Source organism: Cronobacter sp. EKM101R, from assembly GCF_963888145.1.
Lineage (GTDB): Bacteria > Pseudomonadota > Gammaproteobacteria > Enterobacterales > Enterobacteriaceae > Cronobacter > Cronobacter turicensis.
In genome coordinates, this window is record NZ_CAWPHW010000023.1 from 80,970 (window position 1) to 106,418 (window position 25,449).

The 25,449-nt window shown below is 57.8% G+C and carries 24 protein-coding genes; 11 read left to right on the forward strand and 13 right to left on the reverse strand.

The annotated features are described in order from the left end of the window. Window positions 1-30: 30 nt before the first annotated feature. Together AACV31_RS13005 and AACV31_RS13010 are read right to left on the reverse strand one after the other, a co-directional pair. Window positions 31-1,857, reverse strand: coding sequence for a glycoside hydrolase family 15 protein (locus tag AACV31_RS13005; protein WP_165153082.1), 1,827 nt, complete (start codon window positions 1,855-1,857; stop codon window positions 31-33). Between the two features lie 164 nt (window positions 1,858-2,021). Then, a complete protein-coding gene (locus AACV31_RS13010; protein ID WP_007763039.1) occupies window positions 2,022-2,528 on the reverse strand; it encodes a phenolic acid decarboxylase in 507 nt (168 codons plus the stop codon). Window positions 2,529-2,627: 99 nt separating this feature from the next. On the opposite strand from AACV31_RS13010, the gene AACV31_RS13015 reads away from it, so the two are divergent. Further along, window positions 2,628-3,500, forward strand: a complete 873-nt coding sequence (locus AACV31_RS13015; protein ID WP_165153084.1) for a LysR family transcriptional regulator — start codon at window positions 2,628-2,630, stop codon at window positions 3,498-3,500. Here AACV31_RS13015 and AACV31_RS13020 read toward each other — a convergent pair. Together AACV31_RS13020 and AACV31_RS13025 are read right to left on the reverse strand one after the other, a co-directional pair. After that, window positions 3,478-3,945 carry a DMT family transporter gene (locus AACV31_RS13020; RefSeq protein WP_165153086.1) on the reverse strand — a complete coding sequence of 156 codons (468 nt, stop codon included), beginning with the start codon at window positions 3,943-3,945 and terminating at the stop codon, window positions 3,478-3,480. The two genes, AACV31_RS13015 and AACV31_RS13020, sit on opposite strands and share 23 nt — an antisense overlap. Before the next feature lie 9 nt (window positions 3,946-3,954). Then, a complete protein-coding gene (locus AACV31_RS13025; RefSeq protein ID WP_007763088.1) occupies window positions 3,955-4,389 on the reverse strand; it encodes a DMT family transporter in 435 nt (144 codons plus the stop codon). Between the two features lie 98 nt (window positions 4,390-4,487). Between AACV31_RS13025 and AACV31_RS13030 the strand changes: the two genes are divergently transcribed. Beyond that, the gene (locus AACV31_RS13030) at window positions 4,488-5,423 is read left to right on the forward strand and encodes a LysR family transcriptional regulator (RefSeq protein ID WP_105538165.1); all 936 of its coding nucleotides are present in this window, start codon (window positions 4,488-4,490) and stop codon (window positions 5,421-5,423) included. Between the two features lie 54 nt (window positions 5,424-5,477). On the opposite strand, the gene AACV31_RS13035 is transcribed toward AACV31_RS13030, so the two are convergent. The 4 genes from AACV31_RS13035 to AACV31_RS13050 form a co-directional block, all read right to left on the reverse strand. Next, window positions 5,478-7,910, reverse strand: coding sequence for a glucose/quinate/shikimate family membrane-bound PQQ-dependent dehydrogenase (locus AACV31_RS13035; RefSeq protein ID WP_165153088.1), 2,433 nt, complete (start codon window positions 7,908-7,910; stop codon window positions 5,478-5,480). A 177-nt stretch (window positions 7,911-8,087) separates the two neighbouring features. After that, the gene (locus tag AACV31_RS13040) at window positions 8,088-9,176 is read right to left on the reverse strand and encodes an AI-2E family transporter (RefSeq protein WP_105538167.1); all 1,089 of its coding nucleotides are present in this window, start codon (window positions 9,174-9,176) and stop codon (window positions 8,088-8,090) included. Between the two features lie 147 nt (window positions 9,177-9,323). Continuing rightward, window positions 9,324-10,787, reverse strand: coding sequence for a SulP family inorganic anion transporter (locus AACV31_RS13045; RefSeq protein WP_165153561.1), 1,464 nt, complete (start codon window positions 10,785-10,787; stop codon window positions 9,324-9,326). A gap of 2 nt (window positions 10,788-10,789) precedes the next feature. Beyond that, complete coding sequence (locus AACV31_RS13050; protein ID WP_075197515.1) at window positions 10,790-11,413, reverse strand: carbonic anhydrase; 624 nt, start codon at window positions 11,411-11,413, stop codon at window positions 10,790-10,792. Between the two features lie 523 nt (window positions 11,414-11,936). On the opposite strand from AACV31_RS13050, the gene AACV31_RS13055 reads away from it, so the two are divergent. Next, window positions 11,937-12,386 carry a hypothetical protein gene (locus tag AACV31_RS13055; RefSeq protein WP_075197516.1) on the forward strand — a complete coding sequence of 150 codons (450 nt, stop codon included), beginning with the start codon at window positions 11,937-11,939 and terminating at the stop codon, window positions 12,384-12,386. A 29-nt stretch (window positions 12,387-12,415) separates the two neighbouring features. On the opposite strand, the gene AACV31_RS13060 is transcribed toward AACV31_RS13055, so the two are convergent. Together AACV31_RS13060 and AACV31_RS13065 are read right to left on the reverse strand one after the other, a co-directional pair. Beyond that, window positions 12,416-13,768 (reverse strand): MFS transporter, encoded by a 1,353-nt coding sequence (locus AACV31_RS13060; protein ID WP_075197517.1) that lies wholly within the window; start codon window positions 13,766-13,768, stop codon window positions 12,416-12,418. A gap of 44 nt (window positions 13,769-13,812) precedes the next feature. Then, window positions 13,813-14,916 carry a cellulase family glycosylhydrolase gene (locus AACV31_RS13065; RefSeq protein ID WP_165153090.1) on the reverse strand — a complete coding sequence of 368 codons (1,104 nt, stop codon included), beginning with the start codon at window positions 14,914-14,916 and terminating at the stop codon, window positions 13,813-13,815. Between the two features lie 205 nt (window positions 14,917-15,121). On the opposite strand from AACV31_RS13065, the gene AACV31_RS13070 reads away from it, so the two are divergent. Both AACV31_RS13070 and AACV31_RS13075 read left to right on the forward strand, forming a co-directional pair. After that, window positions 15,122-16,141, forward strand: coding sequence for a LacI family DNA-binding transcriptional regulator (locus tag AACV31_RS13070; protein ID WP_075197519.1), 1,020 nt, complete (start codon window positions 15,122-15,124; stop codon window positions 16,139-16,141). A gap of 294 nt (window positions 16,142-16,435) precedes the next feature. Further along, entirely contained in the window at window positions 16,436-17,653 is a 1,218-nt protein-coding gene (locus AACV31_RS13075; protein ID WP_165153092.1) for an EAL and HDOD domain-containing protein, read from the forward strand. Between the two features lie 58 nt (window positions 17,654-17,711). Here AACV31_RS13075 and AACV31_RS13080 read toward each other — a convergent pair whose 3' ends face one another. Both AACV31_RS13080 and AACV31_RS13085 read right to left on the reverse strand, forming a co-directional pair. Beyond that, window positions 17,712-18,071, reverse strand: coding sequence for an NUDIX hydrolase (locus tag AACV31_RS13080; protein ID WP_075197521.1), 360 nt, complete (start codon window positions 18,069-18,071; stop codon window positions 17,712-17,714). Between the two features lie 10 nt (window positions 18,072-18,081). Next, a complete protein-coding gene (locus tag AACV31_RS13085; protein WP_165153094.1) occupies window positions 18,082-18,666 on the reverse strand; it encodes an NUDIX domain-containing protein in 585 nt (194 codons plus the stop codon). A gap of 83 nt (window positions 18,667-18,749) precedes the next feature. Between AACV31_RS13085 and AACV31_RS13090 the strand changes: the two genes are divergently transcribed. The 4 genes from AACV31_RS13090 (at window position 18,750) to zapE (ending at window position 23,145) form a co-directional block, all read left to right on the forward strand. After that, window positions 18,750-19,505 (forward strand): DeoR/GlpR family DNA-binding transcription regulator, encoded by a 756-nt coding sequence (locus AACV31_RS13090; protein ID WP_165153096.1) that lies wholly within the window; start codon window positions 18,750-18,752, stop codon window positions 19,503-19,505. A 178-nt stretch (window positions 19,506-19,683) separates the two neighbouring features. Beyond that, window positions 19,684-20,208, forward strand: a complete 525-nt coding sequence (locus AACV31_RS13095; RefSeq protein ID WP_165153098.1) for an AAA family ATPase — start codon at window positions 19,684-19,686, stop codon at window positions 20,206-20,208. A gap of 849 nt (window positions 20,209-21,057) precedes the next feature. Continuing rightward, a complete protein-coding gene (lpxP, locus tag AACV31_RS13100) occupies window positions 21,058-21,981 on the forward strand; it encodes a kdo(2)-lipid IV(A) palmitoleoyltransferase (protein WP_007763488.1) in 924 nt (307 codons plus the stop codon). Window positions 21,982-22,116: 135 nt separating this feature from the next. Beyond that, window positions 22,117-23,145 carry a cell division protein ZapE gene (gene zapE / locus AACV31_RS13105; RefSeq protein WP_165153100.1) on the forward strand — a complete coding sequence of 343 codons (1,029 nt, stop codon included), beginning with the start codon at window positions 22,117-22,119 and terminating at the stop codon, window positions 23,143-23,145. Between the two features lie 94 nt (window positions 23,146-23,239). Here zapE and AACV31_RS13110 read toward each other — a convergent pair whose 3' ends face one another. Next, entirely contained in the window at window positions 23,240-23,392 is a 153-nt protein-coding gene (locus tag AACV31_RS13110; RefSeq protein ID WP_032806241.1) for a Hok/Gef family protein, read from the reverse strand. Window positions 23,393-23,836: 444 nt separating this feature from the next. Here AACV31_RS13110 and AACV31_RS13115 point away from each other — a divergent pair, with 444 nt between their 5' ends. Next, on the forward strand, window positions 23,837-24,643 hold the full coding sequence (locus AACV31_RS13115) for an SDR family NAD(P)-dependent oxidoreductase (protein ID WP_165153102.1): 807 nt from the start codon (window positions 23,837-23,839) through the stop codon (window positions 24,641-24,643). Window positions 24,644-24,660: 17 nt separating this feature from the next. Further along, window positions 24,661-25,422 (forward strand): SDR family oxidoreductase, encoded by a 762-nt coding sequence (locus AACV31_RS13120; RefSeq protein ID WP_075197527.1) that lies wholly within the window; start codon window positions 24,661-24,663, stop codon window positions 25,420-25,422. Window positions 25,423-25,449 lie beyond the last annotated feature (27 nt).

Consider the following 25,449-nt stretch of genomic DNA (forward strand, 5'->3'; position numbering starts at 1 on the left):
CTTCGGCTCCCTTTTTTATTATTGATGGGCTTAAATCCTGTGCCCCGGATTGTCGCAGGACAGCGCGTTGGCGGCGCAGATAAGCGACAGATGACTCAGGCCGAGCGGCATGTTGCCGCGCCAGCCGCCGGTGCGGGTATCGTACATCTCGTTAAAGATTTGCACGTTGCCGCTCTGGCACAGGGTATCGAGAATTTCTTTCATCTCCTCCTGCGCCTGGTCGCGCTTTTTCAGCTCCGCCAGCGCCTCGACGCGCCAGAAGGCGCAGGCCACAAAAGTGCTCTCTTCCACCTCAACACCCGAATAGCGGTAGAGCATCGGGCTGTTATGGCCAAGCTCCTGATAAATCGCGTCGAGCGTTGCGAGCATTCGCTTGCGGTTGATCTTGCTGCCGTAATAGTGGGTAAGGCTGATGGCCGCATCGAGCGTCTCGCTGCCCGCATAGAAGGTGTACGCCTGGCGGCTCTCGCTCCAGCAGTGCGTTTCAATCCACTCGCTGATGCGGTCGCGTTCGCGCGCCCAGCGGCCTTTCCATGTCGGCTCGATATGACCGATATCCGCCAGCGCCACGGCCTGATCGAGTGCCAGCCAGCAGGCCATTTTCGAGTGCGTGTAGTGACGCTCCTCGGGCAACTCCCAGATGCCGGAATCGGGCAGCCGCCAGTGGTCGGCGCAGCGGTTCGCCAGATGCCCGAGCAGGCGCGAGGTGGCGAGATCGAGCACGTGCCCCATCTCAACGAATAGCCGCGCGGTGCCGAGCAAATCGCCATACATGCTCGGCTGAAACTGATCGCGCGCATTATTGCCGACCCGCACCGGCTGCGTGCCCTGATAGCCTTCGAGCTGCGGGTAGCGTTCTTCCGGCACCCGGCCGCCCTCCAGCGTGTAGCAGGCGCGCAACTGACCGTCGTGGCGAATAATCGTCGAGGTGAGCCAGGAAAACGCCGCCTTACAATCCTCAAGCGATCCCAGATAGACGAACGATTTGATAATCAGGCAGGCGTCGCGCACCCACGCGTAGCGGTAGTCATAGTTTTTCTCTTTGCCGATGCCTTCCGGCAGCGAGGTCGTGGCGGAGGCCGCCAGCGCCCCGGTCGGCGCGTACCAGAGAAATTTGAGCGCCAGCGCCGAGCGCTTCACGTGATGCTCAAACGGGCCATTCCAGCAGAGATTCTCCGCCCAGTCGCGCCAGGCGTGGTCGCTGGTTTCGATGCGCTGGTCGATTTTCTCAAGCGGCGGCACCGCCAGCGGCTCTTTTTCGGTCGCCACCAGCGCTATCAGCGAGCGTGAGCCGGGCGAGGTGGTCAGCGTCGCGCGCATGCCCGTATCGTCGCAATATTCGGTGTCCACATCATCGGAACAGCGCACGGCGATCATTAAATCGTCCAGATGAAAAATCGTCTTCTCCTGGACGTGATCCAGCCACGGCGAACAGGTGCGGGCGCGCGTGCCGGGCCTGAACACCACGTTCAGACGCACATGGCCCTTGATGCCTTCCACGCGGCGCGCCATTTCGCTCCACGGCAGGCGGCCAGCGAATGTGCTGTTAATGGATTCGGTAATCAGCACCTCGCCGGAGGCGGTTTTATAGCGCGTCTCCAGCACGTTGCTGTTCTCGCGGTAGCTGCGCGACATTTCCCACGCTTCTTCCGGCGTCAGCGCGAAATAGCCGCCCTCAGACGCGTCGAGAATGCGGTCAAACAGCGGGGGAGAATCAAGATTCGGCACGCACCACCAGTCGATAGCGCCGTCCGGCGCGATGAGCGCCACCGAGCGGCCTTCGCCGATGACGGCGTAATCGCCAAGTCCCGCGTAGCCCTGTTCGCGCGCGGGAGAGCGGTAGGTCTTATTTTTCACAGACGGGATAATCCTTTCTCTTGGTCACTACAGGCTTAACCGCCGCAAACCGGCGACGAAACGGTAATGTTTTAAGCGTAGACCATGAGCGCGCGGTCACAGTTTGACCTGAGAAGGGGAGATGAAAAAACGGCCCGCCGGGGGGCAGGCCGTAAGGGGCAGGATTAACGCAGATTGTTCGGAAAATCCGCGGGGAGTTCGCTTGCCGGGCAGGCGATGACGCTTTCGTCATTTTTAGCGCAGTCGCGCACAAAAGTGATCGTGGCGAATTCGTCAATCACCTCGGTCGGGTAGGCCGGGCCTGCGTCGCGGTAGGCTTCCATCTGTGCGATATGGTCATTCTGGAAGCAGACGGTTTTCTTCGGATCGTTCATCACCCAGCGCGGGAAGAAAATCGTGCCGTGGAACAGACGGTCGCCGAGGTTGGCAATCAGGCTGACGTCGGTACCGGTCGGTTCGGTCCAGGAGATTTTATAGATGTTTTCGCCGACGCGGACGATATAAACACGCTGATCTTTTACCCAACGGTTGCCGACGATGCCGCTGTGGATGCGGTAGTCGATGGTGTTTTCATTTTTAATATACAGCTCGTAGTTCCAGCCGTTGTCGTAGGTGTAGACCAGATGTTTGCCCACAAAACCGCTGAGATCGTGTTTGTCGAAGTTACTCATTGTTGGCCTCCTTTGTTTCGTTGAGTACAGCTTAGGCCTTTATTTTTTTAATGAATAACGCTAATTTTGCATGAAATTGATTCGAAAATTCGATGAATTATGCATAAGACGACGCTCGAACAGTGGGCTTTGCTGGACAAAGTCGTGGAGGAGGGCAGCTTCGCCAGGGCGGCGGAAAGCACGCACCGCAGCCAGTCCTCGGTGAGTTACAACCTCGCGCTGCTTCAGGAGCGGCTTGGCGTGGCGCTGCTCGAAACCCGTGGACGCCGCGCGGTGCTGACGCCCGCGGGCGAACTGCTGCTGACGCAGGTGCGCCCGCTGCTCAGCGCCTTTACCTGGGTGGAGGCCCATGCCGCGACGCTTCGCGACGGCGTGCGTACCCGGCTGGATCTGGTGGTGGACAACATTTTCCCGCGCGAGACGCTGTTCGCGATCCTGCGCGAGTTTCAGCGCCAGCATCCGTCCACGCAGGTGCAGCTGACCGAAGTGCTGGAGAGCCAGAGCGACGCTATCGCCGCGCACTCCAGCGCCGATCTGCTGGTGCTTTCGCGCCGTGAAGACAGCCTCGGGCGCGGCGAATGGCTGATGAACGTGAACTTTGTGGCGGTGGCGCACCGCGATCATCCGCTGGCGCAGATGCCGGGCCCGATTGGCGAAGAGGCGCTCGGGCGCTTCGCCCGCATCCGGCTGGCGGGCAGTCAGACCCAAAGCCCCGGCGGCGCGCCGGAGCAGTGGGTCTTCTCAACGGTGGATGCGGCTATCGAAGCGGTGATGCATCAGGTGGGCTACGGCTGGCTGCCGGAGGCGCGCATCGCAGGCCCGCTCTCGCAAGGGCTTTTGCGCGCGCTGCCGCTCGCTCACGGCGCGCGGCGCGCAACACCGCTGCATCTGATGGTGAAAAAAGATTTTCCCGTGCCGGATGCCGCGGTCAGTACGCTGATGGCGCTGTTCAGCCGTCTGCGCGAGGCGTAGCGGCGCGCCGGTTGCCGAGATAAATCAGCGCCAGCGCGACGGCGAGACACAGCACCGCGCCAAGACGGCTTAAGGAGAACGGGATCGCCGCGTTGCCAAGCCAGCCGAAATTATCGATAAGCATACTCATGGCGAGCTGGCCGAAAATCACCGCCACCGTCGCGACCGCCGTGCCGATACGCTGCACCGCCAGCACCATAATCACGATATAAGGCACGCCGCACAGCGCGCCGGTGAGCTGCCACTTCGGCACGTCCAGCAGCGATGTCGCGTGCGGCGGCTCAAAGAAGAAAATCAGCAGCGCGCAGACCAGCGCCCCCACGGAGAACGTCAGAAAGGCGCAGCGGAACACGCCGACGTTGCCGCCGAGCTGGCCGTTGATCGCCGCCTGAATACTGAGCAGTGCGCCGCCGATAATGGCGAGAATAATCATGATTGTCGTCATTGTGGTTCCTTAACTGTGGGCGACCAGCGCCAGGGCGGCGAGAATAAACACCAGCGCCAGCAGGCGCAGCGCGTCAATCGGGCGGCGCTCAACGCCGAACAGCCCGAAATGGTCGATAATCAGGCTTTTAAATACCTGACCGGCCAGAATGCCAATCATGGTCATGGCGATGCCGATAACCGGCGTGGCGACGGTGAGAATGACCACATATCCCGCGCCGAGCAGACCGCCGGTCAGCTGCCAGCCGGGCTGGGCGAAAAACGACGGGCTGTTGCGCGGGCTGTAAAACAGCATCAGCAGAAACGTGAGCGCCGCGCCGACGCCGAAAATGCTGAACGCCGCCCAGAAATCGCCGACTTCGCCGCCAAGCGGCCCCAGCAGGCCCGCCTCAACCGAAAGCCCCATCCCGCCCGCAATCACGAGCGCTATTAATAAAAGCTGCATGGTAATCCTTAAAAAAATGCCAGGCGGCGCAGTGTAGTGGAGCGCGGTGCGTTAAAAAACGCTACGATCGACGAAACACTTTTGCAGGAATCGCACAGATGAATGAGAGCGGGGCCGTGAATATCCGCGCACTTCAGCTTTTTATCAGCGTCTTCGACGGGCTGAGTTTTTCGGCGGTGGCGCGCCGGGAGGGCGTGTCGGCGTCGATGATCTCGCGCACCGTCCGCCAGCTTGAAGAGGCGCTTGGTCAGCAGCTTTTCTACCGCAATACCCGGGCGGTGATCCCGACCGAAGCGGGGCGGCTGTTCGCGCAGTACGCGCGCGGCATTACCGAGCAGTTCAGCGAGGCGCGCCGCGAACTTCAGGACCGCTCGCTTGAGCCGTCCGGGCTGCTTCGCATCAACGCGCCGGTGTTCTTCGGGCAGCGGCATATCGCGCCGTGGCTAACCGGGCTTGCGGAGCGCTACCCGCGCCTGCAACTGGCATTAACCCAGACCGACGATTACGTCGACCCGCACCGCGACGCCACCGATCTTATCGTGCGTATCGGCACGCTCACCGATTCGAGCTTTCACGCCCGCGTGTTTTGCGAGCAGCGCTACTACTTCGCCGCCGCGCCGCGTTATCTGGCGCGCTACGGCGCGCCCGCCTCGCCGGCGGAATTTCACGCGCACCAGTGTCTGGTTTACAGCGGTTCATCGGGGCCGAACCGCTGGCTGGCGCGCAAACCCGGCGAGCCGTGGGTGCATTACCCGGTGAGCGCGCGACTGGTGTCAAACAACGCCCACTCGCTGCTGACTGCCGCGCTCGACGGCATGGGGCTGGTGCTGTTCCCGGACTGGATGACGGGGGAGTGGCTGGCGCAGGGGAAACTGGTGAAAGTATTGCCGGAGTATGAGGCGGCGATTAATACCGAGGCGCAGCACATCGCGGCCATCTACCCGAACGCGCGCCACCCGCCGCTCAACGTGCGCGCGGCAATCGACTACTTTGTGGAGGTTTTCGGCTCGCCGGTCTACTGGCAGCGCGACTGAGCCGCGCCCATAAAAAAGGCCGCGCGGGGCGGCCCTTTTGATATTTACGCGCGGTTACGGCAGCGCGTAGGCAATCACGTAATCCCCGCGATCCGGAGACTGGCGAGCGCCGCCTGCGGAGATAAGCACATACTGTTTGCCGGTTTTCGGCGAAACATAGCTCATCGGGCCGCCCTGGCTGCCGACCGGCAGACGCGCTTTCCACACCTCTTTACCGGTAGAGGAATCAAAGGCGCGCAAGTAGTAATCCTGAGTACCGGCGATAAACACCAGTCCGCCCTGCGTCGCCAGCGTACCACCAAGCGTCGGCATGCCCACCGGCATCGGCGCGCGCATTTTGATCCCGAACGGGCCGGTATCCTGCACGGTGCCGACCGGCACCTGCCAGACGATTTTCTGCGTTTTCAGGTCGATGGCCGACAGCGTGCCGAACGGCGGCGCCTGGCATGGAATGCCGAGCGGCGACATAAAGCGGTTTTTATTCACCGCGTACGGGGTGCCTTTGAGCGGCACCGCGCCCATGCCGGTGTTGATCGCCTCGCCGCCGTTGCTGCCGCGATCGACAGCGTCGGTATTCGCCGGGATCATCTGCACCCACAGGCCAAGACGCATGTCGTTGACGAAGATGTAATGATTATTCGGGTCGGTGGAGAGGCTGCCCCAGTTCATCCCGCCGAGCGATCCGGGGAAGCTCAGGGATTTATCGCTACCGGGCACGGTAAACAGGCCGTCGTAACGCATACCTTTGAAGGCGATGCGGCAGGCGAGCTGATCGAACGGCGTCGCACCCCACATATCCGATTCCGTCAGCGTCTGCGCGCCAATCTGCGGCATACCGACCGAATGCGGCTGCGTTTTGGTGTACTGCTCATTCGGGATAGCGCCAGGCTTCATCGGCAGCTCTTTGACTTCTGTCAGCGGCTTGCCGGTCAGGCGATCGAGAACGAAAATCTGCCCGGCTTTGGTGCTGAACACCACGGCTGGCGTGGTTTTACCATCTTTTTGCGGGAAATCCACCAGGCTCGGTTGCATCGGGATGTCGAAATCCCACAGATCGTTATGGACGGTCTGATACACCCATTTCTCTTTGCCGGTGGTGGCGTCCAGCGCCAGTACCGACGCGCCATATTTGTGATCGAGCGGCGTGCGGTTCGCGCCCCACAGATCCACCGAGGAGCTGCCCATCGGGATAAACACAGTGTTCATCGCCGGATCGTATGACATCGGCGCCCACGAGTTCGGCGTGCTGCGCGCATAGTGCTGGCCCGGTTGCAGGCGGGCGTTCGGATCCTCGTTACCCGGGTCGAACGCCCAGCGCATCTCGCCGGTGATCACATCAAAACCGCGCAGTACGCCGCCTGGCATATCGGTCTGCACGTTATCCGCGACGCGTCCACCGACAACCACCGTCGTCCCGGCCATCGTCGGGGCGGAGGTGAGCTGATATTTCGGGTCCTGCGCCTCGCCAAGCCCCGCTTTAAGATCCACCACGCCGTGATTGCCGAAGCCTTCGCAGAATTCGCCGTTATCGGCGTTGAGCGCAATCAGGCGCGCGTCGATGGTATTCATCAGAATGCGACGCTGGCAGGCGGCACCCGCGGCAAGCGAAGGCGCTGGCACCGGTGTGGCACCCGGCAGGGTCGGTTGCACGACAGGTTTGGTCGCGTCGAAATACGCAAGGCCGCGGCAGCGGTTCCAGACTTCCGCTTTGGCGTTGATTTCACGTTTCCAGATCTGCTTACCGCTGTCCGCTTCTACCGCAATTACATTGTTGTGCGGCGTGCAGAGATAAAGCGTATTGCCGATTTGCAGCGGCGTCTGCTGATCTTCCGCGCCGTTGCCGGTCGGGCTGTCAGGAATATCGCCGGTGTGGAACGTCCAGGCGACTTTCAAATCTTTAACGTTATCGCGGTTAATCTGATCCAGCGCGACGAAGCGGCTGCCGCCCGGCGTATTGCCGTAATTCGCCCAGTCTTTTTGCGCGTTCTCTTTATCGACCGGTTTTAGCGGCAGTGGATCGCCTTTGAAAGCCACCGTCGGGTGCGGCTGGAACATCTGGATAAGCGTCACCACCATGCCGACGGCAATAACGGCGCTGAACGCGTAAGAGAGTTTCGCCAGCGGCGCTTTGCCTTCGCGACGGCGCAGGGCAGGCCAGGTGAGAAACGCCAGCAGCATCATGCCTGAAGGCACCATCAGGCGCGACACCAGCCCCCAGAACGACAGGCCCGTGTCATACAGCGCCCAGATAATCGTGCCGACAAACACCAGAATAAACAGCGGCACGGCGGAGGCGCGACGGCGCAAAAACTGAATGGCCGACAGCAGGGTCACCACCCCGGCAATCAGAAAGTAGACGCTGCCGCCAAGCGATACCAGCTTGCCGCCGCCGATAACAAAGAAGAGGCCGATAGCAAGCAGTACCAGCCCCAGTAATACAGACCAGATGGCCAGCCCCTTAGAGCCGCCGGTCTTGTTTTCCGTCATACAATTACTCTCCCGAAAAGATGCAAACCCGCGCGTGGCGGAAACAAAAACGCATCATACAGAATATATGATGCGTAAAATTCGCACAAAAAAAGCCTTTCGAGTGTAACATCGGACAGCTTTGAATGGGGCGTTAATGCCGCCCCGGTGTTCTAAACCGCACTTTTTTCAAACTGTTCAGGCGGTTTCATCCTCGTTTTTTTCAGGCAGCGCGTGCGTGCGTCCCGGGCCTGCGGAGAAGGTGTTCCAGCAGGTGACAAAGAGCGCGGCGATAAGCGGGCCGACCACGAAACCGTTAATGCCGTACACCTCCAGCCCGCCGAGCGTGGCGAGCAAAATCAGCCAGTCCGGCATACGGATATCTTTACCCACCAGCAGCGGGCGCAGCAGGTTATCGGCAAGACCAACCACCACCACAAAAAACGCGGTCAGCAGCACGGCTTTGATAATCGCGCCTGTCGTGAAAAGGTAAATGACGGCGGGCACCCAGATAAGCGCGGCGCCGACCGCAGGCACCAGCGACAGAAACGCCATCAGCGATCCCCAGAGAATGCTCGCGCCAATACCCGCGAAGTAAAACGCCACGCCGCCAAGCAGACCCTGCACGATAGCCACCACGACGGTGCCTTTCACCGTGGCGCGCGCCACCGCGGCAAAGCGGCGGAACAGCCGCTGTTTAACTTTATCCGAGAGCGGCACGGCGTTCAGCACCACCGCCACCAGCCGCGAGCCATCTTTCAGCAGGAAAAACAGCAGATAAAGCATGATGCCGAAGCCTATCACCACGCTGAACGTGTTGCGGCTGATAAGGAAAATACTGCCCGCCACATACTGGCTTCCCTTGAGCGCGACGCCGGAGATCTTCTCCTGAATGGCGGCGGCGCTGTCGAGGTGGTTTTCCGCCAGCATCTGTTGCGCCCAGTCCGGCAGAATACGCACGCCATCCGCGAGCAAGGTCGGGAACGTGGTGTCATTGGCCTGCAAATCGGTGTACAGCGTATTGAACTCTCTGACCAGCGACGAGGCGACCACCGCCAGCGGCACAAACACCAACACGCAGATAAGCACCACGGTTAAGAGCGAGGCGATATTGTTACGCCCGTTCATCATGTGGCAAAGGCGGCGCTTTACCGGGTAGAAGATCACGGCCAGGATAACCGCCCACAGCACGGCGGAAAGATACGGTTTTACAAGATTGAAAAACAGGATCGAAACGATAAACAGGATCAGGATAAAAAAGGCCCTGGACATCTCTTTCGAGTTCATGGTGCGTCCTTATTGTCATTAAAAGCAGCCGGATACTACAGCGTTGCGGCATCCGCTTCATCCCGGAGAGTCTTATAAACGTAGCTGAAGGGCGCAAAAAGTGGCGAAGAGGAGGGGCGGGGGCCGGCAAAAAGGCCCCCGGCAGGGTCAGGTCACCGGCCATTGCGTCAGGCGGATGCCGCGCTGCGGCGCGTTCTGCGCAAAGTCGCTCAGGACGGCTTTCACATCCGGATCGAAGTAGTCGGCGTTGTCATGCTCGGCAATCACCACGCTCTTCTCCGGGATCTTATCCAGCAGCGCCTGCAGGCGCGGGTTATGCATAAACGTCAGGTTCTGGTGGATGCGCAGCACATAGTGATCGTCATAGCGCGCCAGTTGCAACGCGTTGCGATGGCTGTGCCACAGGCTCAGCGCTATCTGGGCCACCAGACCGATCCCGATACCGGCGAGCATGCCGAACGCGATAATCCCGATAATGGTCGCGAGAAACGGCACGTATTGCTGGGCGCCCGCGCGGAACTGCTCGACAAACAGGCGCGGCGTGGCGAGTTTATAGCCGGTGTAGAGCAATACCGCCGCCAGGCTCGCCAGCGGAATGGTCATCAACACCTCGCGAAACCACAGCACGCAGATGAGCAGCAGCGCGCCGTGGATGAAAATAGAGAGCTTAGTCTGCGCGCCGGTGCTGACGTTCACGGAACTCCTGACAATGACCGCCGTGATGGGCATCGCGCCCACGAGACCGGCCAGCAGATTGCCCGCGCCCTGCGCCAGCATTTCGCGGTTTGGCGACGGCGGCGGGTTTTGCGGGCGCAGCTTTTTCAGCGCCTCCTGGCTCAGCAGCGTTTCCAGGCTCGCCACCAGCGCCAGCGTGACGGCCACCACATACACCGACGGATTGGTAAAGGCTTGCCAGGCAGGCGTCTCCAGCTCAGAGACCAGCGCGCCTAAGCTTGCGAACTCCGGCAGCGTGATAAGCGGCAGGCGTTCAAGCAGCGCGGGCGAGGTGTGGCTTAGCGCGAGGGACGTGACGCAGCCCACCAGCACTGCCACCAGCGGGCCTGGGATCCACGCGAGGCTTTTCACGCGCCGGACGGTGGACGAGCCCCAGAGCGCCATCAGCAGCAGCCCGGCGGCCGCCACCGCGATAGAAACTGGCGAGAACGCGAAGCCATCGCTAAACACCGCCAGCAGGCTGTTTTCATCGGCTGAGCCCAGCGCCACCGGGATCTGCTGCATGATCAGCAGCAGGCCGATCGCCGCCAGCATGCCTTTAATCACGCTGCCCGGCACCAGCGAAATAAACCGCCCGGCGCGGATAAGCCCGAACACGATTTGCAGGACGCCCGCCAGCACCAGCGCCAGCAAAAACGCGGAAAACGAGCCGAGCGTTTCAATCGAGGCCACCACAATCGTCACGAGACCCGCAGCCGGGCCGCTGACCGCGAAGCGTGACGGGCTCAGCGCCGTCACCAGAAGCCCGCCGATAATACCCGTCAGCAGGCCGACAAAGGGCGGCAGGCCGCTCGCCTGGGCGATGCCAAGGCAGAGCGGCAGGGCCACGAGAAAGACAACCACCCCCGCCAGGCTATCCTGGCGTAGCGTATTCATATTCATACGGCTTCCTCCCCGGTTTGTTCCGTCAGCATTTCAAGATGGCCGGACGCCAGGTCGTAGACGCAGCCGTAAACATTCAGCTCCTGGCCGCTGCGCCAGATATTGCGCACCGTGCGGGTCTGCACCAGGCGGTTAAACTGCGCGATAACGTTGGCTTCCACCAGTTGATTAAGGGTTTGCGCATCCGGCGGCGACGCGTCGCGCCCGGCGATATGCTCTGAAAGCGCCTCTCGCAGGTGGCTGATGCGCCGGGCAAGCGACGAGGACTCCTGCGCGAGCGACATCTGCGGCAGCGTCAGCGCCGCCTGCACGCCGCCGCAGCCGTAATGGCCGCATACCACAATGCGTTTCACCTTCAGGTAATGGAGCGCGTATTGCAGCACGCTCATGAAATTGTCGTCGTCAGGGTCAATCATATTGGCGATATTGCGATGCACGAACAGCTCGCCAGGGTGAGCGCCGGTCAGCACTTCGGCCGGTACGCGGCTGTCGGAGCAGCCAATCCAGAGCGAGTGCGGCTGCTGCTGGTCGAGGTGTTTGCCAAAGTAATCCGGGTCCCGTTGAAGACGCTGCTGCGCCCAGCTACGGTTTTTGGCCAGAAGAGGTTTTAAGGTGGTCAAAATGCTGTCTCCATGAGGATCCCACGAGCCGAATATTGACTGCCGGTAATGGCATTCTCCGTGGACTCGTTACGACGAAATTAATAAGTAGCACTCTTCAGTGATATTTATGTCTCAGGAAAATCCTATAAGAGAAATTAAAGTTTAAAGGTTTATCAGCTTTGTAAAGTTTTAAAAATTATGGGTAAGTAAATGCGAGTGGCGATAATAGAAACAGAAAAGTCATCAGGGATGAAATAATTAGCGGAGTGATAATCAGCTTTGGTAAGCCTTTGTTATATTGTGGCTAATAAAAGGCGTGCATCTGTTTTTTTCAACGTTTTACCTCCTGTAAAGGTTATCGCTTATTCTCTTTGATTCTGACTGATAATGTTTTCCGAATAATAAGGCTTGCTTATGTTATGCAGGCAAAATCATTACCTTTCATAGGCTGTTATGCAAGATGCCGCCTTACTCGTCCATGACAGCATGCGGCGAGTATGCGAAGGTGACCCGGAAAATTACGGTAAAAGGGACAATAACCATGGCAGGGAATCTTCTCATCTGGCTGATATCGTCGGCGTTACTGCTGGCGTATTTCTGGTTTGTGACGCTCAGAAAACCGTTTAAAACGGTAGGTAAGCACTTTCTTATTCTGCTCGGCGTCCATCTGGCGCTCAGTATCACCGCCATTCAGTTAAAAAAATCGGGCCATTTTTTGCCAGCCGAATACCGCACGGCGGGACTGTGGTTTATCAAAGGCTATATAGCGGTGATTGTGATGTTAATGGTTAATTTTTTCGCGGCGCTGGCGGAGCGAGGTGTCGCGAAAATGGCCGGGTTTCATGAAAAATATAATGCGCCGAATCTGCACCGCCAGCCGCTGCGCGCGTTTCTGCGCCATCAGTCCGCTGTAGTCTGGGGCTACCGGGTGCTTCTTCTCACGGGCGGTATATACATGCTCTGGGCGATGTGCTTTCGGATGGGGTTATAGACAGCCCGCGCGGCGGCGCGGGCGTGGGGTTATTTCGCCGTCTGCGCCTCGCGACGCGCTGCCAGCAGGCGGCAGATCTCGGCATGTTTCTCTTCGGTGAAGGTAAAGCGCGACATAAACAGTAAGCGAATCAGCGAGCCGATGGCCGGTAGCAGACAGATACCGAAGAATAGCCCGTTCAGGACTTCCGGCGTCTGGCTGTGCGCCTGCGGCACATAGCCAATAAAGGTCAGGAACACGCCGATAAGTCCACCACCGACCGCGACGGACATTTTGCCGGTGAATGTTTGCCCGGAGAAAGTGATCGCCGCGCAGCGCCGGTGGGTATGGTATTCGGCATATTCGATGGTATCGGCAATCATCGACGAGGTAAGGATGTTCGTCATCATCACGAAAATATTACTCAGGCCCAGCAGCACAAACAGCATCGCGGTGTGCTCAAAGCCTGCGAACCACAGGATGGCGCGTACCGCGATATCCAGCCCACAGAGGATCATAAACAGCCGACGTTTCTGCATCCGGCGCGTCAGCAGCGGCGCGGTCAGACAGACGATGGCGGCCACAATGCCAAGCACGCCGATAACGGTCTGTAAGCCCGCATCGCCCAGATTATAAATAAAGAAGTAAATATAAATGCCGTTCGCGACGTTATGAAATACGCAGAAAAAGAACGACATCAGAATAATAAATAGCGGTTTGTTGTGGCGTAAATTACGAAACGTATCGCGGATGGTCACTTTTTCGGGGCTTGGCGGCACGCGCTCTTTAACCTGCATAAAACCGTTGATCATCAGCGGAAGGCCTATCAACATCATGACCAGCGCACCCATAAAATAGCCTTTATCGTCACTGTACTGAGCGAAAAAGGCGGCGAGACGCGGGAAGAAAATACTGGCGCAGGCGATACCGGCGTTGACGCCGAGCATGGCTGCGGTCACGGCGCGGGTGCGTTGCACGGAATCATTGGTCATCACCGATGACATCGACCAGAACGGAATATCCGAAATAGCATACAGCGTGCCCCAGAGAATATAGGTCACACCGGCATAAATAATTTTGGTCGTCATGTCTGCGTCGATTTTATAAAACGACAGCAGCGTGACGCCGGTAATGAGCAGCGGCGCAATTAACAGAAAGTGACGGAATTGCCCGAAGCGACTGTTAACCGTATCCATGATGCTGGCAAATAGCGGATCGTGAATCGCATCCCAGGCGCGGGCGATGAGAAAAATCGTACTCGCGGCGAGGGCGGAGATGCCGAGTACGTCAGTATAAAAATAGTTGATAAACGAACCCACCAGCCCAAAGCTGAAACACTGTCCTAATCCATAGCCGAAATAAGACCAGAGTTCGCGCGACGGGATTTTCATTGCATTTGCCATAGTGTCCACCTTGATGCCCGACCACCAGGGCCGGGCAAATACGCTTATACAGAAGTTGATGAAAAGACGGGGTGAAGGCCGATTTTGCTTAATCTGCGTACCAGCTCGATTTCCGCCCGCGAAAAAGGAATGCCGTTTTCTTCAAAGACATCGTGAAACCAGAGACGACAGTAGTCGGGGCTGTTTTTCATCACCACCGGCCAGGGCAGCCAGGTCTGGGTTTTGCCACGCACTAAACCCCATTGATAGGGCGCCACATTGGCCGCATGCATCAGCGGTAACTGTTCTTCCATCGTGCTGCCGACGTGGCGCGCCAGCCATTCTGTGCAAAACAGCGGGCGGCCGAGTTGCTGAAGCTGATGGATAATCGCCACCATGCGTGCGGTGTGGGTGTAGGCATGAAAACTGATAACATCCGAAAGCGCGAGCGCCGCCTGGTCGATGGGGTGGGTGAAGTAGCGCTCGTTAGCTTCTTCCGCGGGCAGATGCCAGGCGCAGACCGTCAGCGGTTGTGTCGGATCCTCTTCACGCGCCCAGATAAACGCCTGCTGCATTAGCGCCATGGCAAAGCGCTCCAGTTTTTCGTCATACAGCACTTCTTCGGTGCCGCTTGAGAAAATACCGCGGTTGCCAGGCTCGTTATAGAGATCCCACAGCAGCACACGCGGATCGCGACCAAACTGGCGGATAATATCGCGCACATAACGCTCAACCTGCGGCCAGCTGCTTTTATCGCACACTTTCGCGCGTCCGGGGCTCGCCGCGGCCTGGCTGTTGTGTTTACCCGGTACAGGCGGCTTTTGCGGGCCAAGGTAAGGCTCGTCGCCAGAGAAGCCGCAGTCGTCCATGAGCGTCAGCATGGTGCGAAAACCGTGTACGGTGGCGATAGCCAGAAACCGGTTAATACGCGCCAAAAGCCCGTCGCGATCGTGTTCCCAGACGATAAACGGCAGATTGATACGCAGCGTGTTGTAGCCCGCTTGCGCCGCCCAGCCCAGTTCACGGTTTATCGTCGGTTCATCGAACGTTTCCGCCTGCCAGATATCCGTCCAGTTCACCGCCGTTGAAGGAAGGTAGTTAAATCCGCACAGCCAGCCTTGCTCCTTGTACCACGCCTGCGCCTGCGCCTGACTCCACTGCTCTTTCATTCATCACTCCCATCAATTAATAATAATTAACTAATAAATATTAGTTGTCTGTTGAACCAGCAAATGGCAGGGTGGAGAAAGGTGAAAGCAGTCACAAACTTCCTGGGTGATCCGGTAAAAAGCGTGACGCGCTACGCAGCTCGTTACCCGTGAGCGGGGATGTCAGGTTATGATGCGTGGCTCATAAAGGCGCGGGAAAAGGACGATGCGAAAAAATAAAGTGACGATGAACGATATCGCGCGGGCGGCGGGAGTCTCCCAGGCGACGGTATCACTGGTGATTAACCAGTCGCGCAATATTAAGCTCAGTGATGAAACCCGCCAGCGTGTTATGGCAGTGGCGGCAGAGCTGGGCTATGACCGCATTCCGGCTATCCACTCGCCGCGTAACCAGGAGGAAATCGCGCTCCTGATAAGCTCGTTACAAAGCTTCGATCCGTTTATTGACGCCATCAGTCAGGCGCGCGAGGCCGCCTGGCGCAATCAGGTACTGCTGACGGTGTACGACTACGGGGATGATGAAGAGCTGGCGCGCAATATCATTCGTCAGCTCGAAAAGCGTAACTGCGTCGGGGTCATTCTGGCTTCACCAGTGACGACGGTGATTGATATGACGCCGTTTCATCAGTGCACATCGCTGCCACTGGTGCTGCTGAACCAGAGCGCGCCGCATTCGCCGCAAGTGCCCTCATTCGTGCCAGACGACTACGCTAACGCGTTCTTGCTTACCCGTCATCTCATCGCCCAGGGCGCGCGGCGCATCGCGCATATCACCGGCGAAGAGTGGATGGAAGCGACCAGACAGCGGCTGGCGGGCTATCTGGCGGCGCTGAAAGAGGCGGATATCGCGGCGGAATCCGCGCTTATCCTGCAAACCAACTGGCAGTTCAGCGAATCCTTTCAGGCCACACAGGCGCTGCTTGCGCTGACGCCGCGTCCCGATGCCATCTTCTGCGCCAGCGACTGGCTGGCGATCGGTTGTTATCAGGCGCTGGCGACCCATGGCGTGCGTATTCCGGATGATATATGGGTGGCGGGTTACGACGATCAGAAAATCTCTGAACAGCTCACACCAGCGCTTACCAGTATTCAGTTGCCTTACAGCGAGCTGGGACGAATGGCGGTGGAATATCTGTGTAATGGCGAGGACGCTATCGCCCATGTGACGCTGACCGGGCAGTTGCGCACGCGGATCTCAACGGCGCGAATGGACACCGAAAAATAACCGTTCTGTGAAAATGGACGCGTTCGCCCGCGTCTTTTTTATGAAAGAAAAATAAAATTTTATTACCGCTAAAAAACATCGTAGCGAAAGTAACCGATTATTTTGACGAATTGAATGAAAAATCGGCGATATCTGGCGCTCACTGCGCTGACCAGAATCGATGAATAAGATAAAACTTAACCATCATCATAATTTTTCATAAAATCCGCGTTAAAAATGTCTGCGGGCCGTGAGCTTCAGCGTAAACTGCGTTTTCGCCAGGGATGCTACGTAAATACCAGACTGGAGGTGAATATGTATTCCTTTATCGCCAGGCAGCCCATCTTTGACGCCGCGCTAAATACCGTCGCGTATGAGCTGCTTTATCGCAATGGATTGACCAATACCTTTCCGCTGGTGACGGAAGAATACGCCACCAACCATCTGCTTGCGGAGCAGTTCCTCGTCACGCCGCTGCAACGCCTGGTGGGACAACATACGTCCTATATTAATTTTCCTCATGAGATGATCGTCAACGGCCTGGCGCAAACGCTGCCGGCGGAAAAAGTGGTTATCGAAATTCACCAGAATGCGGCTCCGGAACCCGAGCTGTTAAAGATGGTGCGTGAGATGTACTACAAAGGGTTTCGCTTCGCGCTCGATAACTTCCGGCTCAGCGACGCGTGGGCGAATTTCCTGCCGTATGTCACCATTATTAAGTTCGATATTCAGGCATTAACCCCACAGGAAGTGTCAGCCTTTATCCGTGACAATAATATCAGCCAGCGGAAATTACTGGCGGAAAAAGTCGAAACCCGCAAACAGTTTACCCTTTACAAAGAGATGGGGTTCCAGCGGTTCCAGGGGTATTTTTACGGCGAACCGGAAATGATTAAGACCCGTAAACTGCCTGAGCAGCAGATGTTTATTCTGCAACTGCTTAATGAAGTGGTGTCGGCAAACCCGGATATGCGCAAAATAGAAGAGCTAATCAGCCGCGATGTGGCGATTACGTATAAGCTGATGCGCTATGTCAATAACATTAAATATAAGATTAATCATCACGCCAACGCGGATGTCCTGCCCTTTCGCAATATTCTCTATTTCTTAGGATTAAGCGAGCTGCGCCGGTTTATCGCGATACTGGCGGTGACGCACAGCAGCGAACCGGCGGTGACGGAGCTCTTTAACTACAGCCTCGCCTGCGGGCGATTCTGCGAAATGGCGGTGGCGCACACGGGCGCCGATATCAATGAAAACGACGCCTTTATCGCCGGGCTGTTTTCGCGGCTGGATATTATCCTCAGCGTGCCGATGGCGGTATTGATTGAGCAGATCACCGTACCGGCGATTGTGCGCGAGGCGCTCTTAAACCGCGGCGGCACGCTCGGCGCGCTGCTGAATCTCTATGAAGGCTATGAGCAGAATCACTGGCAGGGCGTTACGCAGGGGATGAAACAGCTCAATATGAGCGAAGCGCAGGTGACGCAACTCTTCCTCGAAGCGGTGGAGTGGGGTGACAGGATCATTTAATACCGGCACCGCCGCCCGAATCTGCCTGGTTGCGGTGCCAAACGTGCAAGTTCCGGCATTATGCCTGCGGCACGTCTGCCAGCGAAAAGTAAACCTCAAGCCCGTGCTCGCGGGCGATCTCCACATCGCGGTCCGCCCCCGTAGAGCTGCCCGGCAGGCGCAGCACCGCGTCGCATTTCGCCACCAGACGGTGCGCGACCGGATATAAAAACCGTTCGCTTATCGCATCGCCCGGTTTTTCGCTGCCTGCGGCCTGGGCGAGCGGCAGCGCGAGCCATTCGCCAATGACCGGCACGTGGCCGCGTTCAAACAGCGCGAGCGCCGCCTGTTCAAGACGCGCCAGATTCTGGCGCATCAGGGTTTCATCGCCGTTCGTGCCGCTGCGCCACGGGCCTGCCACCAGTATCATTTTGCTCATAGTTTTCTCCTTAGACTATCGCGTTCAGCGCCGCGTATTGCAGCAGCATGATGGTTTTGGCATCGACAATCTCACCGTCGCGCACCGCGCGCAGCGCGTCATCGATGGGCATTTTCACCACCTCAATGTCCTCGCCCTCATCCGCGACGCCGCCGCCGGTGCCGCTCCGCCGCGCCGGATCATATTCGCCGATAAAAAAATAGAGTTTTTCCGTGACCGAGCCGGGGCTCATATAGGCTTCAAATACTTTCTCGACGTTATCCACCAGATAGCCGGTCTCTTCTTCGGCTTCGGCCCGGATGCGCGTTTCGGGATCGGCTTCATCCAGCAGGCCCGCCGCCGTTTCGGTCAGTAAACCGTCGTAGCCGTTGAGGAAAACCGGCAGCCGAAACTGGCGGGTGAGAATGACGCAGCGCTCGGCGCGGTTATACAGCAGGATGGTGGCGCCGTTGCCGCGATCGTAGGCTTCGCGGCTCTGGCGCTGCCACTGGCCGTCGCGGCGCTGGTAATCAAAGGTATATTTTTTCAGCACATACCAGTCGTCTGACAGGGTTTGCGTTTCGATGATGCGTACTTTTTCACGAACAGATGGCATGATGACGTCTCCACAGGTAGAATTGGCAACATAACGTGCATATTCGTGCATGGTCAAGAAAATTCGTGCAACAGGAAACCGGCATGCTGACGTCACAACGTAAGAAGCTCATTCTGGAAAAGCTGGCGGCGGAAGGGCAGGTGCAGTCCCGCGCGCTCAGTGAGTGGTTTAACGTCTCTGAAGATACGATCCGGCGCGATCTGCGCGAGCTTTCGGCCGAAGGCCGTCTGCAACGCGTCCACGGCGGGGCGTTGCCCGCCTCGGCGGCAGTGGTGGATTACGCCGGGCGCAGCCAGCTTTCGCTTGATTCCAAGCGGGCGGTCGCGCGCCGCGCCGCCGCGCTGATTGAACCGGGGCAAATCGTGATGCTCGACGGCGGCACCACGACCGGCGAACTGGTGAAATGCCTGCCGCCGGATCTCGCCATTACGGTGATCACCCACAGCCCCGGCATTGCGCTGCAACTGGTGGAGCATCCGCGCATTGAGGTGATCCTCATCGGCGGGCGGCTGTTTAAACACTCGATAGTCTCGGTGGGGGCGGCGGCCATTGAAGCGATGAGCCATCTGCGCGCCGACCTGTTCTTTTTGGGCGTCACCGGCGTGCATGCGGACGCGGGCCTCAGCACCGGCGATTACGAAGAGGCGTGCGTCAAACGCGCGCTGGCCTCACGCGCCGCGGAAACGGTGGTGATGGCCTCGCGTGAAAAGCTCAACGCCGCTTCCGCGTTTTGTATTGGCGATATGTCGCTGGTCAATACGTTGATTGTTGAGGGCGATACCGCCGACACTCTGCTGACGCCTTTCGAAGCCCGGGGCGTGACGGTGATAAAGGCGTAGCCTCCTGAAAATAGCAGGTATAAAAACCAGGCGATGCCTGCTAGCGTGAAGGGATGAACCTATTTTCTGCTGTAAACGCCGCGATTATTCGCACTGCCCTCAGGCCGGTGGGATAACGCGTATCGCTGACCCGCCTGCACGGCGGGCGCCTTGCAGGCTCAACACTGTGAGGTTCGCTATGTCTCCATCTCTTTCATCGCCCCCTACGCCGACGCTCTGTCTGCTGTGCGGCAAAATCGCCGCCGGGAAATCGACGCTCGCGGCAACGCTTGCGCGCGAACATAACGCCGTTATCGTCAGCGAAGACGCCTGGCTTGCGCGGCTTTACGGCCCGGAAATGCGCGATGTAGCCGATTACGTGCGCTGCGCCGCCAGGCTTAAAGAGGCGATGACGCCGCATCTGGAGGCGCTGCTGCGTGCAGGCGTCAGCCTGGTGCTCGATTTCCCGGCCAACACGCCGCAAAGCCGCGCGTGGATGAAAACGCTAATTACCGCGAGCGGCGCGGCGCATGAACTGCACTGGCTGGATGTGCCTGACGCGGTGTGCCTTGCGCGTCTGCGGGCGCGAAACCAGCAGGGTGACCATGATTTTGCCGCCACCGATGCCCAGTTCGCGCAGGTAACGCGGTATTTCGTTCCGCCCGATGCGCAGGAAGGGTTTAACGTCGTGGTGCACCGCGGCGAGCCCGGAAACTGCGCATAATCTGCTAACGCTGTCTATCCTGTGAATAAGCGCGTCTGAAAACGGTTATGCGGATAATTTCAGGAGGGGCAGTATGAAGTTTTTCTATTTTATTTCGTTAATCGCGGCGGCCAGTTATCTTTTCGCCTTTTTGCCGAGAGCGAAAAGCGACCGCGAGCCGCTGGCTTACTGGGGTTGCTGGATTTATCTGGGGGCGTCTGCGCTATACTGGGCGATTTACGGAATAAGACATTATTTTTAATCGTGATAAACATTCGCCGGGGAATAATACCCGGCGTTTAGCAATATTTCCCTTAAAAAGTAAATGACGAGGGTAATAATCCTAAAGCGTTTATTTTTACTCCTCTTCATAATTCCATCGCATTCTTTACAAAAATACGCTATCTTTCCGCGCGCAAAAGCCTCACTCTGACGCTTAGCGTCATCGCCGTGGGTGAAGCCGCCCGGATAATCACCGGGGGTATGTTAAAAAGTTGTTTTAAATACAAGGCGATGCGAGATTCCGGCCGCAGAATATTCTGATGACTGGATCAAATTTCTGTTAATAAAGGTTGTTATCATTAGCGGGTTAATTTTTTTAATGACGGCGTGCCGTCGCCGTTATCGTCAGGAAGTGTGCAGTAATACAACGGAATGTTTCAACATTCACGGAAAGGCCATTTTTTATTCACATTCTGACATTACTGTCATTCAAACCGGGAGCGATAACCGCGCCCCTCTATATTCCTCTTTACCGTCTTTATTACGTAGCAGGAAGGCATTATCCCTGCTGAATGATTTTCTGTCTGGTTTGTACCGCTTACGGAACGGCTTCTTTATGCGATACATCTCTGTGCATAGAGGGGCTTTATGAATAACGTCATGCCTTTTTCCCGGGCGCTGCTGCATCCCCGTTACTGGTTTACCTGGCTGGGCCTCGGCCTGCTGTGGCTGCTGGTGCAGATGCCGCATCCGCTGCTGATGCGCCTCGGCGCATTCCTCGGCCGCAACTCGCGCCGCTTCCTGAAGCGCCGTGAAAAAATCCTGCGCCGTAACCTTGAACTCTGCTTCCCGAATTTTAGCGAGGCGCAAAAAGAGCAACTGATTCAGGAAAATTTCCTGTCGCTCGGTATGGCGCTGCTGGAAACCGGCATGGCCTGGTTCTGGTCGGACGCGCGCATCAAAAAATGGTTTAACGTCGAAGGGCTGCATCACCTGCATCAGGCGAGCGCGCAGCAGCGCGGCGTTATCGTGATTGGCGTGCACTTTATGTCGCTGGAGCTGGGGGGGCGCGTCATGGGGCTGTGTAAGCCGATGATGGCGATGTACCGTCCGCACAACAATAAAGCGATGGAGTGGGCCCAGACCAAAGGGCGCATGCGCTCCAACAAAGCGATGATCGACCGTAAAGATCTCAAAGGGATGGTCAATGCGCTGAAGCAGGGCGAAGCGGTCTGGTTTGCGCCGGACCAGGACTACGGCCCGCGCGGCAGTACTTTTGCGCCGCTGTTTGCGGTGAACGACGCCGCCACCACGCGCGGCACATATGTGCTTTCACGCCTGAGCAAGGCGGCGATGCTGACCATCGTGATGATCCGCAACCCCGATGCCAGCGGCTATAAGCTGATCATTCAACCGGAGCTGCAGGGCTATCCGCGTGAAGACGAGGCTGCCGCCGCGTGCTACATGAACAAAGTGATTGAGCGCGAAATCCTGCGTGCGCCGGAGCAGTATCTCTGGATCCACCGCCGCTTTAAAACCCGCCCGGCGGGCGAAGCGTCGCTCTATACCTGATACGCGTTATCACAGAAAGCCCCGCTCCGTGCGGGGCTTTTTTTTTGCGTCTCTTTGCGAGATTGTGCGGCTGCTTTTGAAAAAGCGCGCGGATTGTGGGTTAATAACATTTTGTTTACATATGGAGCTGCCGCGATGGCCGGGACCGCCGCCCCCTTTTCGTTTCGCGAAACCATGCATCTGCGCGCGCAGGAAAAAGCGCTGCGCCTCGATGCGGATCAGACTCGCCTCATCAGCGAGCTGGAAAGCCTCGCTGCGCCGCTGCTGACTGGACGCGCACGCTTCGCCGGGCTCTATGTCTGGGGCAGGCCGGGGCGCGGCAAAAGTTTCATCGTCGATAATTTCTTTGCCTCGCTGCCGTTGACGGCGAAAAAGCGCGCCCACTTTCATGACTTTTTCCGCGAGCTGCATCAGCGCATGGTGGATAAGCCGCTGGAGCAGGCGTTGCGCGCGCAGTTAGGCGAAGCCCGGCTGCTCTGCTTTGACGAGTTTCACCTGCACGATCCGGGTGATGCGATGCTCGCGAAAAAGCTGTTAGAAGTGGCGCAGGCGATGAAAATCACGCTGATTCTGACCTCCAACTATTCGCCGCGCGAACTGCTTTCGCATCCGCTCTACCATGAACTGTTTGTGCCTTCCATTGCGCTTATCGAGCGCGAGATGACGATTTTCGCGCTCAACGGTGAGCGCGATTACCGCCTTGATGCCGGGAGCGATGCCGGGCTGTTCAGTAAAGGCGCGTGGCTGCGGCCCGGCACGCCCGCCCAGCGCGAGGCGCTGGGGCTCGCCACTACGCATGGCGAGTTCGCGGTCACGGCCGGTTATCACACCTTTTATGCCGCGTCGCCGCCGGAGACTGTGTTGCATTTTACCTTTGCCGGAATATGTGAAGCGCCGACGGCGGTCATGGATTATTTAACGCTGTGTGAAACCTATTCCTGCTGGTTTATTGACGACGTGCCGCTGCTTTCACGCGTCAGCCCGGCGGCGGCGCAGCGGTTTATTAATCTTATTGATGTGCTTTATGATAAACAGCGCCAGTTATTTATTTCGAGCGCGTATTCAGTGGCGGAAATGACAGGTGATGTAGCGTTGGATGATATTGGGCGCACCGCCAGTCGTCTGTCGCAATTACGGCTAATACAAGAATCTGTTACCGGTTAATATAATTAGCGCGCGCCCGAAAATAATAAATAAGGGTGCCTGAAGGCATAAAACCGCCAGTCAAATCGCGGGGATTGCTCCCCGCGTCAGACGCTTACTCTCTGGGTTTACAAGCCAGTGAAGCGACAATCTCCATACTCGCGCCCCGCAAGCGTAGCTCGCAAAGCGTTTCCCGTGAAAGGGTGGTGAACACTAATACCGTCACACAAACAATAATAATGCACCAGATAAAAGTATTGTCCTTCATAGCCATTCTCCTTGCCGTCAGGCGAGTAAGAGGCTAACATATGAACTGTCGGGTTCATGTGTCGGCCTCGGGTTAAGGTAATTAACTCGGGGCCTTCATCTTTCCAGAACCAGCATAATGCCTGAAACCAGAAAGCCTCAGGCACCCGCCGCGAATAATACGCTTCTTTTTAATCCGTAAAATGTTTTGTTTTTCTTATTCTGTTGAATTTAAGCAGAGTGAATATTCACTTCTCTTTGGTGCCGCGAATATTCCCGTTACCGCTTCCTGTTATTCTTTTTCTTATTTACTGCATAACAGAAAAGGTTTACCCGCGCGGCTAAAGGAAGCGTTTTCCGCCACCCGCATGATGTCTTAAATCACTACCCTATTCGTCATTCAGGACATCACCCCTTTCGGTACTCTTTGTTCATCGCAAACACCTCACCTCAGCGGAGAATAACGATGAACAATGCAGCACAACATCTGGGCACGGCTGTCATTACCGGCGCCTCCGGCGGCATCGGAGCCGTCTACGCCGACCGCCTGGCGCGCCGCGGTTACGACCTGATTATCGTCGCCCGCCATCGCGACCCGTTGAACCAGCAGGCGAGCCGGATTTCCGCCGAAACGGGCCGCAGCGTGGAAGTGGCCGCGGTTGATTTAAATGATCCGCAGGCGCTGCGCGCGTTTGAAGCCACGCTGCGCCAGGACGCCAGCGTTACGCTGCTGGTCAATAACGCAGGCGTCGGGACGCATACCTCCCTGCTTGAGAGCGACATCGACCGCATGGAACAGATGATCGACCTTAACGTCATCGCGCTGACCCGCCTGACTTATGCCGTCGTGCCCGGCATGGTGGCGCGTGGGCAGGGCGCGATTATCAATATCGCCTCTATCGTCGGCATCGCGCCGGAAATTTTAAACGGCGTGTATGGCGCGTCGAAAGCTTACGTCCAGGCGTTCAGCCAGTCGCTGCATCACGAATTACACGGGCAGAACATTCAGGTGCAGGCGGTGCTGCCGGGCGCGACCGCCACCGATTTCTGGGCAACCGGCGGACTTGCGCTGGAACACCTCGACCCGTCTATCGTGATGACGCCGCAGGCGCTGGTGGATGCCGCCCTGGTGGGATTCGACCGCCGCGAACTTATCACGCTGCCTTCTTTGCATGACGAAGGGGAATGGCAGGCCTATGAAGCCGCCCGTCAGACCATGATGCAGCATTTATCCGTTAACACACCTGCGCCGCGCTATCTGGCCGCTCACTAATACACAGGAGAATCACCATGAAACTGACCGACAACACTATTTTCATTACCGGCGGCACGTCAGGTATCGGGCGTGGTCTGGCGCAGGCGCTGCACCAGCTCGGCAATCAGGTCATCATCTCCGGGCGGCGCCAGGCGCTGCTCGAAGAGGTGGCCGCGGCGAATCCGGGCATGGATTATGTGGTGCTGGATATTACCGATCCGCAGCAGATTAAAGAGACGGCGGCACGCCTCACAGAGAAATATCCGACGCTCAACGTGGTCATCAATAACGCGGGCATCATGCCCTTTGACGATGCCGCAGGCGCGCTTGACGACGAACAGGCGGTAACGCTGGTCACGACGAATCTGCTCGGGCCGGTGCGCGTCAGCGCCGCGTTTATCGACCACCTGAAAACGCAGCCGCAATCCTGGCTGATTAATAACAGCTCGGTGCTCGCGTTCCTGCCGCTGGCCGCCACCGCGCTTTACTCCGCCACCAAAGCGGCCATCCACTCCTATACGCTGTCGCAGCGTTTTCTGTTGCGCGATACCCGCGTGAAGGTGGTGGAAATCGCGCCGCCGTGGGTCGATACCGATCTTATCTATAAAAGCGGTGACGATCGCGCCATGCCGCTGGATGATTTCATCCGCGAGACGCTGGAAAAACTGGCCAGCGGCGAAGACGAAGCGATTGTCGACCGCGTGCTGCCGGTGCGCGACAACCCGGGGCGCAATGAGCATCAGCTGGTGAATCAGTTCAACCAGGCGATGGTGGAAAACCCCATTCCGGTTCATTAAACCTCATCGGGGGCGCCGCACGAAAAT